We start from the raw sequence: 15,300 nt of genomic DNA, 5'->3' as shown, positions 1-15,300 counted from the left end.
CACGTTGTAAAAGAGGTAAATTTTCTATGAAATAAAAAAACGGGATGCCACCACAAAATGACGCTCCCGTTATCCTATCCCATATTTCCCATCAGAAAAAAACTCTTTGAATATCATGGTACATGACGAATACCATCAAAAGCAACAAGCAAACCATGCCAATCATATGAACATAGCCCTCTTTCTCCGGCGGCACCCGCTTGCCGCGGATCACTTCGATCACCAAAAAAACCAGACGTCCACCGTCTAGTGCCGGGATCGGAAGCAGATTCATCACACCCAGGTTTGCTGAGAGTAAAATCATCAGATTGAGCATATTGAGGAATACAAGCGCCGCTCCTCCGCTTTTGCTCTGATTGTAAGTGTCTTGAACGACATCCACGATTCCTACCGGTCCGGACATACTTTCCATGCCGATCTGCCCCGTGACAAGCATCTTTAAGCTTTCCAGAGTCGTACTGATCCAGTAACGGACCACGGAACCACCATAGCGGATCGTCTCCAGTACCCCGGCTTTAGTGTAAGCCCCTCCGCTGTAACCGTAACGGTACATCCCATACTTTTCATCCCACTGAGGCTTTAGGTGAACCGTCGTCTCCTTACCGTTCCGTTCATAAGTCAAATCGATCTCTTCCTTCTGGTGGAACTGGTTAAAGGTGGTAATATCCCGAAATAGGTGAATCTTCTTTCCATTAATCTGTGTAATCACGTCTCCTGCCTGCATACCGGCCTCGGCTGCCGGATAACCCGCTTCTATCGAAGATACTACCGGTCTGTCGACACCGATCCACGCCGTAATAATGATAGCGCCAATCAACGCCAGCACAAAATTAAAGACCGGTCCCGCCGCAATGACACTGATACGTCGCCACGGAGATTTTTCATTGAAATTCCCCACGGATTCACCGGCATCGCTTTCGTCCTCTCCCATGGCGCAGAACCCCCCAAGAGGAAGCACCCGAATCGAGTAGAGCGTTTCCTTTCTCTGAAATCCGAAAAGCTTCGGACCCATTCCGATCGAAAACTCCTGCACTTCAATCCCATTGAACTTTGCCAGTAAGAAGTGCCCCAGCTCATGGATAAAGACGATAAATCCGAATATGATAATTGCAAGAATAATTCCCAAATCCTGTTTTACCTCCTGCTGCGAATTCGTTCATAAGTTTCCTGTTCTGCCGTAAGGATCTGTTCCAAGGACGGGGACTTGATATTGTGATGTGCCCGCATACAGTCCTCGATGATCTCCACGATTTCCAGGTAAGTAATCTCTCTGTTTAAAAACATGGCTACCGCCAGTTCATTGGCCGCATTGAACACGGTCGGCAAGCTGCCTCCGGTTCTGCCTGCCTCATAGGCAAGAGAAAGTCCGTAAAAGGTGTCCATATCCGGCTTTTCAAAGTCCAGGTGAGTAAGACTCCAGAAATCTAAGCGATCTCCTAGCAAATAACGTCTCTGAGGATAATAAAGCGCATACTGGATCGGGAGCTTCATATCCGGTGTGCCAAGCTGGGCGATCACGGAACCATCTTCATATTCTACCATCGAATGGATGACAGACTGCGGCTGTACAACAACCTGAATATTGTCTATCTCTACATCGAACAGCCATTTTGCCTCAATGACTTCCAGTCCCTTATTGACCATGGTAGAAGAATCGATCGTAATCTTCCTTCCCATAGACCAGTTCGGATGCTTCAAAGCATCTTCCACTTTGACGTTTAACAGATCTTCTTCCCTTTTCCCACGGAACGGTCCTCCGGAAGCAGTCAGCAAAATCTTTTGAATCCGATTTCCCGCATTTCCCTGCAGAGACTGAAAAATAGCGCTGTGCTCACTGTCCACCGGAAGAATCCGTATCCCTTTTTCCCTGGCAAGGGGGATAATCAAATGTCCTGCTGTCACCAAGGTCTCTTTATTGGCAAGGGCAATATCTTTCCCCGCCTCGATGGCCGCAATGGTGGGGCGGATTCCTATCATGCCGACAACTGCCGTGACCACAATTTCCGCCTCCGGAACACAAGCAGTCTCAATCAGGCCGTCCATTCCTGTAACAATCCGGACTGCTACGTCTTTTAACCGCTCCCGGAACTCCCGTGCCTTCTCCTCCTCGTAGACACAGACAACCTGAGGATGAAATTCCCGCACCTGCTGCTCGAGAAGCTCTGTATTAGAACCTGCCGCAAGGGAAATGACCTCGATATCCCCATTCTCACGCACCACCTCGAGAGTCTGTGTCCCGATAGAACCTGTAGATCCTAAAATAGCTATTTTCTTCATATTATTTCTCCTGATCTGTATAAAGCCTATTTATATCATAAAAAATACACTCAGATAGTAGATGATCGGCGCCGTGAAAATCACGCTGTCAAACCGGTCCAAAATCCCGCCGTGTCCCGGAATCAGTTTTCCATAATCCTTGATTTCATGATTTCTCTTGATGGCGGACGCCGCCAGGTCTCCGACCATAGAGATCAGTCCTCCGGCTCCACAGATCACCGCATACACTACGGGACTTGCAGACGCATCCCCGAAATGGCTGACTGCCGCCGCATACACTGCTCCCAGAAGCGCTGCTCCCACAACGCCTCCGACAGCGCCCTCCACAGATTTCTTCGGACTCAGTTTCGGAGACATCTTATGCTTTCCAATCAACATACCCACACAGTAAGCACAGGTGTCGCATCCCCAGGAAGAAAGAAATACCAGCCACACCAGATAGACACCTTCTTCCGGAATCATTCGTGTCTGATAAACATAGGACAACATCAGCGCCACATAGAAAATCCCAAAAAAGACGAGCATCATTTCTTCCGCCACATATTTAGGATAGGAAAAGACATAGACTGCCATCAAGATGATCAAAATCGCAATCACCAAAAGCCCAAGTCCCTGTCTGTCAAAAAAAGCAAGTACTTCGCTCTCTCCTGATCCTTTCACCTGGAGACGGATCAGCACGTAACAGGCGGCGGCAGCAGCATATCCCACAATACCAGGAAGCGAGACGTGCAGATTCCGTACTTTATAAAGCTCGCTCATTCCGATCAGGCTGACCAGAAGAAGTAGAGCAAGCAATATATCATTCCCGGGAATAATCGTGGCAAGAGCAATCACCACAAGCAGAATCCCACTCAAAAGCCTTGTCTTAAACATCCGCCTCTTCCTCCTTTACCTTTCCGTATCTACGCTCTCTTTTATTATATTGCAGAATTGCCTTTTCTAATTCCTCTTTTGTAAAATCCGGCCACAGAACGTCCGTAAAATAAAATTCCGTGTACGCCATCTGCCAGAGAAGATAGTTGGACAGCCGAAGCTCTCCGCTTGTACGGATTAGAAGATCCGGATCCGGAATCCCATGAGTATCCAGATACGTCTCAAACAGTGTCTCATCAATCTCCTCAGGATTCACTGTTCCCTCTCGAACGTCTGACGCCATCCGTCTGATGGCACGCACCATCTCATCCCGGCTGCCGTAATTGATGGCGATCTGGAAATTCAGCCCATCATTTCCGGCAGAAGCCTCCTCAAGCTCCTCGATCCGCGTCCGGATATCATCATCCAGCCCGGTCTTATCTCCGATGACCCGAACCCGCATCCGGTTTTTCTCTGCGGTCTTCAGACAGGTCTTCATATAATTTCGCAGAAGCTTCATCAACGCATTGACCTCGTCCGACGGGCGGCTCCAGTTCTCCGTGGAGAATGCATAGACCGTCAAATATTTGATCCCCATCTTGTAGGCAATCTCACAGATCCTCTCCACGTTCTTGCTCCCCTGGGCATGTCCGTAATTGCGAGGCATATTTTTCTTTTTCGCCCATCTCCCGTTTCCGTCCAGAATAATGGCGACGTGCTGCGGTATCTTCATCCTTTCTCCTCCTTGACACATACATAAGAGCAAGAAGGAATTCCCTCCTTGCTCTGCTCTTGTTATCTTCTTATACGGTCATAACTTCTTTCGTCTTGGCTTCTACTGCACTGTCGACTTCTTTGATGTACTTATCCGTCATTTTCTGAAGTTCGTCTTCCATATCTTTGATCTCGTCCTCCGAGATTTCTGTGCCTTTTAACTTCTTACATGCGTCGTTACCATCTCTGCGGATATTGCGGATCGCAACCTTCGCCTGCTCACCTTTTTTCTTTACATCTTTTGCAAGCTCTTTACGCCGGTCCTCTGTCAGCTCTGGAAATACAAGGCGTATCACCTGTCCGTCATTGGTCGGATTGATTCCGATATCCGACGTCTGGATCGCTTTGGTAATCTCCTTTAACATACTCTTCTCCCACGGCTGAATCTGAATCATCCGCGCCTCCGGTACGGATACATTCGCCACCTGCTGAATCGGAGTCGGTATCCCATAGTAATCCACCGTCAGCCTGTCCAGAATGTGAGGATTCGCTCTCCCGGCACGAATTGCCGCCAAGTCGCTGTCCAGACTCTTCATGGTCTTCTGCATCTTCTCTTCGTATACTTTTAATTGTTCATGCATAAATCGTTCCTCCTGTCCTCTCTCTTAAACAGTCACTTTCGTTCCTGTAAATTTCCCGCTCATAGTATTGACAATACTATTCTCCTCATTCAAACCGAACACCAGCATCGGCATCTTATGCTCCAGGCACATGATGGACGCTGTCAGATCGACTGCCATCAGCTTCTTGTCAATGATCTCCTGAATGGAAATCTCATCGTACTTCTTCGCCTCTGGATTCACTTTCGGGTCACTGTCATAGATGCCGTCAATCGCTTTGGCAAGCAGCATCGCATCTGCCTCAATCTCAATCGCTCTGAGTACAGCTCCGGTATCTGTGGAGAAATACGGATGTCCGGTTCCTCCCGCAAAGAAAATAACCTTGCCCGTCTCAAGCGCCTTCACTGCTGCGTCCTTGGAAAAAAGTGTTGTAAATGCACCGCAGGTAAATGGTGTGAACACTTCGGTATCCATCCCCGCATAACGAAAAATCTCAGAAACATAAATGCAGTTCATTACCGTGGCAAGCATACCGATCTGGTCTGCCTTCACCCGGTCAATCGTCTCACTTGTACGTCCTCTCCAGAAATTTCCGCCGCCTGTCACAATGGCAATCTGAATACCCTGATCCACCAGCTTTTTCACCTGGCCTGCCACTTCAAGGCAAGTCGCCTCGTCAAAGCCTGTCTTTTTATCGCCTGCAAGAGCCTCTCCGCTCAGTTTTAGCAATACTCTTTTCATGGTATGAACTCCTTCTCCCGAGCCGTTTCCCCCGGCCCGTATTCTATCTTTTATTATATCTGGATCACTACCTTGTGTCAATTTGCATTTTCCACCGGAATCCGGACACACTTTAACGGAACGCTCCGCCTTTTTGTTTTTCCGACTATTCTTCTGTCAATGCAGCAAAGGAAGTATCCGCAAAAAACGTGTCCGCACTGTACAGATACAGAACCTCATTGATTTCTTCTGTATCCATCAACTCCTGAATATCACCATAATAATACCGCGGATCCACCACTACGATCTCCCTGTAGTACGGAGCCAGAAACGGGAGGAAACAGTTGGCGTAAGAATCCTTGAATACAAGCAGACGCTTGTTTTCTGTCGTTGGTGTCTTGATCTTTAACAAGCCATGGTTTCCGCCGAAAAAGACTTCGTACGCATTTTTTTGATCCAGCTTATCGGTATTATAAAAGCTGCCCGTCTTTTTCTGCTCATCCGTATATTCCACAATGGACGAAACCTGTTCCTGTGTCGTATTTTCATTCTTCTTCGGAAGAAATACATCTATTTTCTCTTTCATACCCGTTCGACAGCCGCTCTTTGCGGAAAGCGTCCCCTGGAACTGATCCGTCACCGGGATCTTTTCATATGTCAGAGCGGACGTGTCAAGCTCGGCAAGCTCGGCAAATTTCTGGAATGCAAGATATGCAGCGGACGTCGTCCAGTGGTGATCCGTCTTATAATATAGCTGCTGTTCCGTGTTTTTCCGAAACGTACTTTCTACGTCCACTGTCGTCAATCCTGCCCCTGTCAGTGTCTGGTATGCCTGATCGATATAGGAACCCTGATCCGCTGTCAGAGCCAAAGCCGGAAGCTTGTCCTTTAAAATCTCGGAAGCTGTCGGAACAATCATTACATAATGGTGGATGTCCTTATAAGACTTCTGAAATTTCTCCATTGCTTTCAATGTCTGGTTCACTACCGACTGCTGCGGACGGTCAAATTTTTCAATCAGATAGCCGCTCTTTCCGATATAAACTCCGTTTTCTTCTACTTTCCCGAGAAGACGGTCAAATCCAGTCTTCAATTTGATCCAGGAATCCCGAAACACAAACTGATCGTTAAAGTATTCCTGATATTGCTGTGCATAACTTCCATTCCCCACGGCTTCTGCTGTCAGCTCCGGCTTCTGCGCCAGCTCTCTGTTCTCCGTCTCCGAAATCTTCTTCGTCCCGGAAAAGAGATTGACAAGGGAAAGAATAAGAACCAAAATGGCAAACATAAATCCCACAAAATATGCAGTTGGAAATGCTGGTTTCTTCATGTCTGACACCTCCCTTAAAACTGCATGTACAGGAACGGCTGGTAGGAATTAAATACCAGTCCTCCAATACTGAGTAAAAATAAAATCAGATATACAACAACCGTGGTGATTGCGGAAGACTCCACAAACCGCTCGGAAAACTTTTTCAAAACCGGTCTCGCTGAAAGAATACAGACTGCAAACAGGAGAAATCCTGTCTTTAAATAGTAGCCTGCTGTCAGGTCAATGAAAGAAGAGGCACCAAATCCAAGTAATGCTCCAAGGATTTTGCCCACTGCATCCAGGGATGAGTTCATAAAAATCAACCATCCGAACATTACAAGAAGCATGGTATATAGATTGGCCGCCCATCCCGGAAGTCTTGAAAGCAGGTTCTTCCATACATATTTCTCAAAAATCAGAATGACACCGTAATAAAGTCCCCAGAGCGGAAAATTAAACGTTCCACCGTGCCAGATTCCTGTCAGACACCAAACAATCAGAATATTTCTGAGATGTCCGGGAACAGATACACGGTTCCCCCCAAGCGGAATATAAACATAATCCCGGAACCATGAACTCAACGACATGTGCCACCTTCTCCAGAACTCTGTCACACTTTTTGCAATATACGGATAATCAAAGTTCTCCTGAAAATCAAATCCAAGCATCTTGCCGACCCCGATTGCCATATCCGAGTAACCGGAAAAATCGAAGAAAATCTGCATCGTATAGGCAAACAGATAAATCCAAGCCGTCATCATAGACATCGGCGTCCCTGCATCCTGAATCTGAGAAATCATCATAGAGAGTTGATCTGCCAGGAGCACCTTCTTTGCCAGTCCCAGAATAAAACGCCTCGCTCCTTCTCCAAGTCTGGACATGTAGACATTGTGTGTATATAAATCTTCCCGAATATCCGCATACCGGACAATCGGCCCTGCGGACATACAGGCAAACAACGACGCATAAGCAAGAAACGCAATCGGATCCCTCTCCGGCTCACATTTCTTCTTGTAAACATCAATAATATAAGAAAGATTCTTAAAGGAATAGAACGAAAGACCGATCGGCAGCGACAAAGCGGACGTAGAAAATCCGGTTCCAAGCCACTCATTGACAGCCCCGCTTAAAAAACCATAGTACTTAAAGAATCCCAGAATAAACACGTCTATCACGACAACGAATACAAGGGATGGAACCGCACTTTGGTTCCTCTTTCTCTTTCTTCCGATATCGATACCCATCATATAATGCAGTACCGCGCTAAACAGCATGAGCACCACATATACCGGCTCACCCCAGGCATAGAAAAAAATACTGGAAAGGGCAAGCACGACATTTTTCCATTTCCCAGGTACAACATAAAACAAAATCAAAACGACCGGAAGAAACGCAAATATAAAATTCAGACTGTTTAAAAGCATGTCATTTTCCCTCCACCAATTATTTTATCGCACTTTCAAAAGCGGCTTTCCAGTCGTCCGCCCTGTCTCCAGCCATATAGATCACATAGACTCCCTCCGTCTGTGCGTACGCCTTCTTCAACTGTGCGCTCTGCGTGACCCCATATCCTTCAAAACTCTCCAGTTGATTATCCAGGCGGGTATCCACAGCCTCCCCGAACTGCTCGGCATCATGGGCACTCTTGGCTTTCAGAACAAGGAGCTCATCCACTGCCATCGGTGACTCCGCTTTATAATAGAAATATCCATCACACTCCTTACCATCTATTCCAAAGTATCTCCGCAGATCCTTGTCTTTTCCCTCATCCATTCCATCCAGAAGCTTTGCACTTTCAAACTCCTTGTGCATTGCGCCAATGGATACGTCCTTTGCGTATCCCCTCATACAGAGAATTCCCAGATATACAAGAAGAAATGCGGCAAAGCAGACTTTGATAATCATCCCGTTCCAATCTCTTCTTTTCTTTTTCATAAGTTAAAGCCCCGCCTTTTCTACAATATAAGATAGCCACTGTTCATAGTAGGCCTTTTTCATATGGATTCCGTCCTGCTCATAAAGGCTACTGTCAGCCTCTACAATGAAACAACTGTCGATGTAAAGATATCCCTCATCTTCACACATCTTCTGAATTGCCTCATTATACTGCGGCTGCTTCTCGCGGCCGGCTTTTTCCTTTATGCTTGCTTCCGTCATCGGAAGAATGGAATTCACACAGATCATCGTATCCGGAAGCGCGTCCTTAATCTTCCGGATCTGAGACTTATATTTTTCAATAAATCCATCGATGTCGGAATTATACATCTGCAAATCATTGCAGCCAAACTCCATAATGACAGTAGACGGTTTCATAGAGATGACTTTTTCGATCAGCTCATCAATCCCGTTGACAGAAGCTCCACGCTTATAAACAACAGATCCTGCATCCAGTATCCCATACACATCCAGTGCCTCAGAGAAAGAATCTCCCACGACCAGAACACCTTCAAAGGCCTTCTTGAGCGTCGCACTGTCAAGCTCCACAACTCCATATTGATTTCGCTTAGATGCATCAATCTCCGTCTTTTGATTTGCTCCTTCCAGAGCCTCCCATTGCTTCTCTGTATCGGAGATATCTACTTGCTCCAGTTTTTCCAGTTGCTTACGATTCTTCTTATATTCGTCCGGGCGGCTTTTCTTTATCTGAACACAGACAATGATCCCGATTATAATGGCAATCACACAAAGAGCCACAATCAGGATCCGTCGTCTTAAAATTTTTTCTCTTGCACTTTTCATGTATTTATCCCCTTAGTATTGTCGTAAACTCTATTTGTATTATAAGAGGTTTCTCCCTCTTTCGCAACACAAGGATTGGAAATAACGCTCCAGCGCTTCCAGATTCTCATCCGAGTGTTCGATCTCCCTGGCGTAGCGCCAACTAGACTCCCAAACATCCGCTTTTTCTAATCTTCCCCCCTGTCGAAGCCATCTTGCCATACACAGGTCATAAATCATAGCAGTACTATAGATACCAAAGCTGACTTTCGTATCGATCCTACCGTCATAAACTGCTCCGCAAAAATAGGTATAGAAGAAAAACATCATCAAATTCTCCCCGTACTGTTCCCACTTCTTAAACAGAAAAGATTCCACAATCTTCCGGTAGGATGCCTCTCCATCCTTATAGAGAATTTCAGCCACTTTAGAAAGCTCGTCTTCCCAGCTCTGATGCAGAAATTCCATCCGAAGAAGCTCGTCCAAAAACCTTGTCCTTTCTATGAATTCCAGACTGTCTCCTGAACAGGCGGCACTTTGAATCTCTGCAAGCCTCCCATCAACCGCAAACAGATTTCCCTCCTCCAGCGCCCTCTGGCATACCTGCCCCGCTATCAGACATCGTTCCATGCGGACAGAAACAGGCTCCTTCCGGTTCTGTACGGTCGCGAACAGCCAATCCCGGATCTCGTTTAATATCGAATACATCAGGAAGTCAAAGTTCTCATCCGGTTCCGGCTCCTTCTCTTTTGTCTCTTCGCTTAGGAAGATAAGCGGCTCCGTACATTCCAAAATAATCCTGGCCGCTTCCGGACAAGAAAGGGACAGGGAAAGCTCCCTCACATTCTCAAACTCCTCCGTATGTCTTGGATACTCCCGACAGGTTCGGCAAAGAAACTCCTCTCCCATCTCCTCGTAGAGATCACAGAGCTTCTCCTCATTCAGGAAGCTGCACCTCCTGTCAAACTGCAAGAACGCACCCTCCTCCCAGTCAATGGATGTCAACATCCGGTTTCCAAATCCACCCTCGATGCTGCTGTACTTTTCAAGAGATTCCTCATCAATCAGAATCTGCCATCCAGCGCAGCAGGTGTCCGGGCATCGGTCTGCAATACAGTGAAATTGATCGTAAAAATGTGGCTTGATATAAAGCATACGTTCCCCTCTTTTTACTTTATTCGACATTTATTTATCTTACCGGATTTCTGACCCATTGTAAAGCTTTGACAGGAAAAACCGGGTGCAACTTTTGTCACACCCGGTAACTTCAAATCGTTCTCTATGCCTGCGGTCCTGCACTGACAAGTGCTTTTCCCGCTTCGTTTCCTTCGTATTTCTGGAAATTTTGGATAAATCTCTGTGCAAGATCCTTTGCCTTTGTCTCCCATTCTGAAACATCTGCATAGGTATCTCTCGGATCCAAAATATTGGTATCTACACCCGGAAGCTCTGTCGGTACTTCAATATTAAAGTACGGAATCTTCTTTGTCGGTGCGTTCAGAATATCACCGTTTAAAATTGCGTCAATGATACCACGTGTATCTTTAATTGAGATACGCTTTCCTGTGCCGTTCCATCCGGTATTGACAAGGTATGCCTTCGCTCCGCTCTGCTCCATTCTCTTAACAAGCTCTTCCGCATATTTTGTCGGATGCAGCTCCAGGAATGCCTGTCCGAAACATGCGGAAAAGGTCGGCGTCGGCTCCGTGATACCACGCTCTGTACCCGCAAGCTTTGCCGTAAATCCGGAAAGGAAGTAATACTGTGTCTGTTCCGGAGTCAAAATGGAAACCGGAGGAAGTACACCAAACGCATCTGCTGACAGGAAGATTACTTCCTTTGCTGCCGGCGCTGCGGAGACCGGACGTACAATCTTCTCAATGTGATCGATCGGATAAGAAACACGAGTATTTTCTGTCACACTCTTATCCGCAAAATCAATCTTACCCTCTGCATCAAGAGTAACATTCTCAAGAAGCGCATTTCTCTTGATCGCATTGTAAATATCCGGCTCGGATTCCTTGTCCAGATTGATGACCTTCGCATAGCATCCACCTTCAAAATTGAAGATTCCATTATCATCCCATCCATGCTCGTCGTCACCGATCAAAAGACGCTTAGGATCGGTAGAAAGAGTTGTCTTTCCTGTTCCGGAAAGTCCGAAGAAAATCGCTGTATTTTCACCATTCATATCTGTATTTGCAGAACAATGCATGGAGGCAATTCCCTTAAGCGGCAGATAGTAATTCATCATGGAGAACATCCCTTTTTTCATCTCTCCGCCGTACCATGTGTTGACAATAACCTGCTCACGGCTTGTGATATTAAACATAACGGCCGTCTCAGAATTCAGCCCAAGCTCTTTATAATTTTCCACTTTCGCCTTGGACGCATTATATACGATGAAATCTGGCTCGAACTCTTCAAGCTCCTCTTTCGTAGGCTGGATAAACATATTGGTAACGAAATGTGCCTGCCATGCAACTTCCATAATGAAGCGGATCGCCATACGGGTATCCTTGTTTGCTCCGCAGAATGCGTCCACAACGTAAAGCTTCTTTCCAGAAAGCTCATCCAGGGCAATCTTCTTTACTGTCTCCCACGCTTCCTGTGTAGCAGGATGATTATCATTTTTATATTCGTCAGAGGTCCACCATACTGTATCTTTGGAATTCTCATCAATTACAATGAACTTGTCTTTCGGGGAACGCCCGGTGTACTCACCAGTCATAACATTGACTGCGCCAAGCTCGCTCACCTGTCCTTTTTCAAACCCTTCCAGACCCGGTTTTGTCTCCTCTTCGAATAGCAATTCATAAGAAGGATTATGCACAATCTCTGTGGTTCCAGTAATGCCGTACTTGCTTAAATTCATTTCTGCCATCTTACATCAAACCTCTTTTCTTTCATTTTTTGCGGGAAATCTTATCCAACGACTCCCTTTTACCATTATACATGATAAGTCAATGAAATCAACTAAAAATTTTTCTATTTTAACGCAGGAAAGCGCGTTTTATCGATATGCACAGATTTTGCCCGAAAAATGATTTGATATTTAGTCATTTTTTTAACAATCCATGCCATCCTCCTAAAATTCTCTGCTCACACACTTTCTTCTGAAATCATCTTATAGGTGATTTTCCTGGCAGATCCATGCAAGCAACGCTTCGCAGCCTTCTCTTACGTCCCGGTATGTAGTATCAAAATCACCTGTATACCACGGATCCGCAATATCCTCGCCTTTACGCTCCGTGAAATCCAGGAGCCGGAATACCTTTCTCTCCGGATCGCTGTTTCCGATAATCCGTCCAATATTACGAATATTCCAGGAATCCATTCCAATGATATAGTCAAATGCATCGTAATCTTCTCTTCTCATCTGACGTGCCCGGTGATCCCCACACGGGATCCCGACTTCCTTTAATTTATGGCGAGTGCCGTGGTGAACCGGATTGCCAATCTCCTCCCGGCTGGTAGCGGCAGAATCAATGTAAAATGAATCAGTTAAGTTTATTTTATGAACCATGTCCTGAAAAACGTACTGGGACATAGTACTACGACAAATATTGCCGTGGCAGATGAATAGTATTTTAATCATATCTCAAAAACTCCTTATATTTGCTGTATTTCCTTGATTTATCGGCTTTTCCTGTCGTCTATTGGTATCCTCTGTTCTTGGCATATCTTTTACCTCAAAAGTAGTAAATTAAGAGAGATTATGCCATTTTACTACTCGACTTTTGTCATCCGTTCCAACTCCTCTTTCGCATCATCGTAACCGATGTGCGTATAGGTATTCATTGTCACTCCAATATCAGAATGTCCCATAAGGTATTGGAGCGTTTTCGGATTCATACCGCTTTTTGCCATGTTAAAACAAAATGTATGCCTACATACATGAGGTGTAACTTTAGGCATCTGCACTTTGTAGATACTGTTGTACTTCTTGCAAATATGTTGAAAGTATTTCTCCCAATGCAGAGCTACCATCGGCATATCATTTTTATCCAGATACAGGAATCCACATTTACCATCTATCATAGGCTCAGTTTTCACTTTCTTCCTGTTTTCGATAATTCGCTGAAAACAAGCATATACCTCGTCTGACATAGGAATTTCTCTTGTACCGCTTGTGGTCTTTGTGTTCTCAATCACATACTCCATATTCCTTTTTCTCTGTAATTGATGGTTGACATTGATTTTTCTATTCTGCATATCAATGTCATTCAGCGTTAATCCTACAAATTCAGAAATCCGAAGCCCTGTTTAAAATAAAATATAGATTCCATCATAGTATCTGCAAAAATGCTTGTCCTGTGCTACAAATTCAAGGAAAGCTCGCTCCTGTTTTCTTGTAATAGCTTCTCTTGTCACGCTGTCATTCACGACAACGGTGGCAAGCTGAAACTCAAACGGATTCTTGCGTATCAAATCATCGTCAACTGCCATCTGGAATGCAGGTCTTATAACACCCCTTATAGAATGAATGGAACTGTAACCTCTCCCATCTCGCTGCATTTTGATAAGCCAGCATTTTGCGTCCGACAGTTTCACCTTGTCGATTCGCTTCTTACCAAACACTTCTTTTTTTATAATATTAACTACAAATTTATAGTTGGCTTCTGTATTGTGCCGCACGCCTGTTTTCTGTAAGAAATACTTTTTCACCAGTTCCAGAACGGTCATTTCTCCACCACGGGGAACTATCTCATCATCAATATCTTTCAATATCAGTTTTTCTTTCTCTCTTAATGAAATATCATCCCTTTTTCCCTGTGGTGTCTTATCCGTCTTTTCCAGTTTCCAACTGTACACAAACTGCTGTTTTCCTGTGGCATCAATGTATTTGAATGCGTATCGTCCGTCTTGACGTTGGCTCTCTCCGTTGCGGAGAATACGATTTTTGCTGTCCCTTCTTTTTCCGCTCATATTCATGCTCCTTTCATACAAAAAGAGCCCCGTCACGATATAGCGTAGTATATCATAGGCGAAGCCCTTTTTCCATCTTAAAAATAAAAGTAACATTTAAAATAAAGTATCCTTTGTATTCATCCGCAAGGCTACCTGCATTGTAATTTATTCAAAAATATTCAAATAGCCGTTAAACCCTCTAAAAAACTTCAAACTGTTTTCTCTTGATTAAAAACTTCACCCCATTCTGAATAATAAATCCTGTATCTATATTATCTGCAACAATCTTTCTTAATTTCTTTTCTCCTATATTAAAATAGACAGATGCCTCATCAATCGTAAGACAGAATTTATCTTTTATTTCAACCTGTGTCTGCTCTATCATTGCTTTTCCTTCATAAATTTAAAGCAGATTACTATGGGAAATTTTAATACTAATGACAAGAGCCTTATCAACCCTTGCCATTGCATTGTCAGGTATTTTACCTATCTAATTCCTAAGTCGCTGTTTATCAATTGTTCGTATCTGTTCAAGTAGAATAACAGAATCCCTGTCAAGTCCTTCAACATTTTTTACTTCAGTATGTGTTGGTAATTTTGCTTTTGTCTGTGTTTTCCCCGTAATTGCCGCCACAATAACCGTAGGGCTGTGTTTATTGCCTATGTCGTTTGAAATGATAAGTACAGGTCGTTTACCTCCTTGCTCCGAACCGATAACGGGATTTAAGTCTGCGTAGTAAATATCGCCACGCTTAATCGTTTTTTCCATTGTGTTTGACCTCCTATCTAAATTTAGGCAGGAGTGTTCCACCTATGTAGGCAGCCAAACACAAGGAAGTATTTAGGTCGGGAGAGCATAAAACAAAACTCTGTTTCCATAAGTCGCCTTGTGTTTGGCTTTATGATAGAAGCATCTCTATTTGTCCTCGACACCCCGAAGATGCAATGCGTTGTATCACGCAGGGAAGTCACCAAACGGTCAGCAGCGAACTGACGCCACGGGAGTTTCACCCCCAACTGTCTCGTTCTGACAGAGCCGCCCTCATTGCCTGCGGTGGACTGGCTACCACTCGGACTGTGACTGGACGGGAGTATCATTATCCTCTTTGTGGGTTACGGCGAAATCGGGAGCTGCCCGATATTTTGAGTCGGTAACGAATGGCTCACCACCTTTCA

The 15,300-nt window shown here is 45.0% G+C and carries 14 protein-coding genes and 2 pseudogenes; all 16 read right to left on the bottom strand.

The features are described 5' to 3' along the window. Positions 1-91 precede the first annotated feature (91 nt). The 16 genes and pseudogenes from rseP to AOA56_RS03350 all read right to left on the bottom strand — a co-directional run bounded on the left by rseP (position 92) and on the right by AOA56_RS03350 (position 14,893). Positions 92-1,126 (bottom strand): RIP metalloprotease RseP, encoded by a 1,035-nt coding sequence (gene rseP / locus AOA56_RS03425; protein WP_024732646.1) that lies wholly within the window; start codon positions 1,124-1,126, stop codon positions 92-94. 8 nt (positions 1,127-1,134) lie between these two features. Beyond that, positions 1,135-2,277 (bottom strand): 1-deoxy-D-xylulose-5-phosphate reductoisomerase, encoded by a 1,143-nt coding sequence (locus AOA56_RS03420; RefSeq protein ID WP_053768957.1) that lies wholly within the window; start codon positions 2,275-2,277, stop codon positions 1,135-1,137. A gap of 30 nt (positions 2,278-2,307) precedes the next feature. Then, entirely contained in the window at positions 2,308-3,150 is an 843-nt protein-coding gene (locus AOA56_RS03415) for a phosphatidate cytidylyltransferase (RefSeq protein ID WP_053768956.1), read from the bottom strand. Beyond that, complete coding sequence (locus AOA56_RS03410) at positions 3,143-3,862, bottom strand: isoprenyl transferase (RefSeq protein WP_024732648.1); 720 nt, start codon at positions 3,860-3,862, stop codon at positions 3,143-3,145. Before AOA56_RS03410 ends, AOA56_RS03415 begins: the two co-directional genes overlap by 8 nt. A gap of 70 nt (positions 3,863-3,932) precedes the next feature. Beyond that, on the bottom strand, positions 3,933-4,484 hold the full coding sequence (gene frr, locus AOA56_RS03405; RefSeq protein WP_053768955.1) for a ribosome recycling factor: 552 nt from the start codon (positions 4,482-4,484) through the stop codon (positions 3,933-3,935). Positions 4,485-4,508: 24 nt separating this feature from the next. Then, positions 4,509-5,204: a UMP kinase gene (pyrH, locus tag AOA56_RS03400; protein WP_024732650.1), complete on the bottom strand. Its 696-nt coding sequence runs from the start codon at positions 5,202-5,204 to the stop codon at positions 4,509-4,511. A gap of 145 nt (positions 5,205-5,349) precedes the next feature. Continuing rightward, positions 5,350-6,513 carry a DHHW family protein gene (locus AOA56_RS03395; protein WP_048621845.1) on the bottom strand — a complete coding sequence of 388 codons (1,164 nt, stop codon included), beginning with the start codon at positions 6,511-6,513 and terminating at the stop codon, positions 5,350-5,352. A 14-nt stretch (positions 6,514-6,527) separates the two neighbouring features. After that, positions 6,528-7,919: an MBOAT family O-acyltransferase gene (locus AOA56_RS03390; protein ID WP_024732651.1), complete on the bottom strand. Its 1,392-nt coding sequence runs from the start codon at positions 7,917-7,919 to the stop codon at positions 6,528-6,530. 19 nt (positions 7,920-7,938) lie between these two features. Beyond that, on the bottom strand, positions 7,939-8,430 hold the full coding sequence (locus tag AOA56_RS03385) for a DUF4358 domain-containing protein (protein WP_024732652.1): 492 nt from the start codon (positions 8,428-8,430) through the stop codon (positions 7,939-7,941). Between the two features lie 3 nt (positions 8,431-8,433). After that, positions 8,434-9,234, bottom strand: coding sequence for a GDSL-type esterase/lipase family protein (locus AOA56_RS03380; RefSeq protein WP_048621846.1), 801 nt, complete (start codon positions 9,232-9,234; stop codon positions 8,434-8,436). Positions 9,235-9,273: 39 nt separating this feature from the next. Continuing rightward, on the bottom strand, positions 9,274-10,368 hold the full coding sequence (gene fliB, locus AOA56_RS03375; RefSeq protein ID WP_053768954.1) for a flagellin lysine-N-methylase: 1,095 nt from the start codon (positions 10,366-10,368) through the stop codon (positions 9,274-9,276). A 124-nt stretch (positions 10,369-10,492) separates the two neighbouring features. Further along, complete coding sequence (pckA, locus tag AOA56_RS03370; RefSeq protein ID WP_024732655.1) at positions 10,493-12,097, bottom strand: phosphoenolpyruvate carboxykinase (ATP); 1,605 nt, start codon at positions 12,095-12,097, stop codon at positions 10,493-10,495. A 243-nt stretch (positions 12,098-12,340) separates the two neighbouring features. Continuing rightward, a complete protein-coding gene (locus AOA56_RS03365) occupies positions 12,341-12,811 on the bottom strand; it encodes a low molecular weight protein-tyrosine-phosphatase (RefSeq protein ID WP_053768953.1) in 471 nt (156 codons plus the stop codon). Positions 12,812-12,942: 131 nt separating this feature from the next. After that, a pseudogene (locus AOA56_RS16700) lies at positions 12,943-14,142 on the bottom strand (integrase DNA-binding domain-containing protein). A gap of 181 nt (positions 14,143-14,323) precedes the next feature. Continuing rightward, positions 14,324-14,509, bottom strand: coding sequence for an excisionase (locus AOA56_RS03355; RefSeq protein WP_053768952.1), 186 nt, complete (start codon positions 14,507-14,509; stop codon positions 14,324-14,326). An 18-nt stretch (positions 14,510-14,527) separates the two neighbouring features. Further along, positions 14,528-14,893 (bottom strand): annotated as a pseudogene (locus tag AOA56_RS03350) (type II toxin-antitoxin system PemK/MazF family toxin). Between the last annotated feature and the right edge of the window lie 407 nt (positions 14,894-15,300).

This window comes from Sellimonas intestinalis, assembly GCF_001280875.1.
GTDB lineage: Bacteria > Bacillota > Clostridia > Lachnospirales > Lachnospiraceae > Sellimonas > Sellimonas intestinalis.
This window is presented reverse-complemented; position numbering and strand designations above follow the sequence as displayed.

What these genes read in the sequence shown, in the direction of transcription:
- AOA56_RS03395 (WP_048621845.1), bottom strand. Translation starts at nt 6,513, where the DNA reads ATGAAGAAACCAGCATTTCCAACTGCATATTTTGTGGGATTTATGTTT.
- pckA (WP_024732655.1), bottom strand. Translation starts at nt 12,097, where the DNA reads ATGGCAGAAATGAATTTAAGCAAGTACGGCATTACTGGAACCACAGAG.
- fliB (WP_053768954.1), bottom strand. Translation starts at nt 10,368, where the DNA reads ATGCTTTATATCAAGCCACATTTTTACGATCAATTTCACTGTATTGCA.
- AOA56_RS03380 (WP_048621846.1), bottom strand. Translation starts at nt 9,234, where the DNA reads ATGAAAAGTGCAAGAGAAAAAATTTTAAGACGACGGATCCTGATTGTG.
- AOA56_RS03390 (WP_024732651.1), bottom strand. Translation starts at nt 7,919, where the DNA reads ATGCTTTTAAACAGTCTGAATTTTATATTTGCGTTTCTTCCGGTCGTT.
- AOA56_RS03385 (WP_024732652.1), bottom strand. Translation starts at nt 8,430, where the DNA reads ATGAAAAAGAAAAGAAGAGATTGGAACGGGATGATTATCAAAGTCTGC.
- AOA56_RS03415 (WP_053768956.1), bottom strand. Translation starts at nt 3,150, where the DNA reads ATGTTTAAGACAAGGCTTTTGAGTGGGATTCTGCTTGTGGTGATTGCT.
- AOA56_RS03410 (WP_024732648.1), bottom strand. Translation starts at nt 3,862, where the DNA reads ATGAAGATACCGCAGCACGTCGCCATTATTCTGGACGGAAACGGGAGA.
- AOA56_RS03355 (WP_053768952.1), bottom strand. Translation starts at nt 14,509, where the DNA reads ATGATAGAGCAGACACAGGTTGAAATAAAAGATAAATTCTGTCTTACG.
- frr (WP_053768955.1), bottom strand. Translation starts at nt 4,484, where the DNA reads ATGCATGAACAATTAAAAGTATACGAAGAGAAGATGCAGAAGACCATG.
- AOA56_RS03365 (WP_053768953.1), bottom strand. Translation starts at nt 12,811, where the DNA reads ATGATTAAAATACTATTCATCTGCCACGGCAATATTTGTCGTAGTACT.
- pyrH (WP_024732650.1), bottom strand. Translation starts at nt 5,204, where the DNA reads ATGAAAAGAGTATTGCTAAAACTGAGCGGAGAGGCTCTTGCAGGCGAT.
- AOA56_RS03420 (WP_053768957.1), bottom strand. Translation starts at nt 2,277, where the DNA reads ATGAAGAAAATAGCTATTTTAGGATCTACAGGTTCTATCGGGACACAG.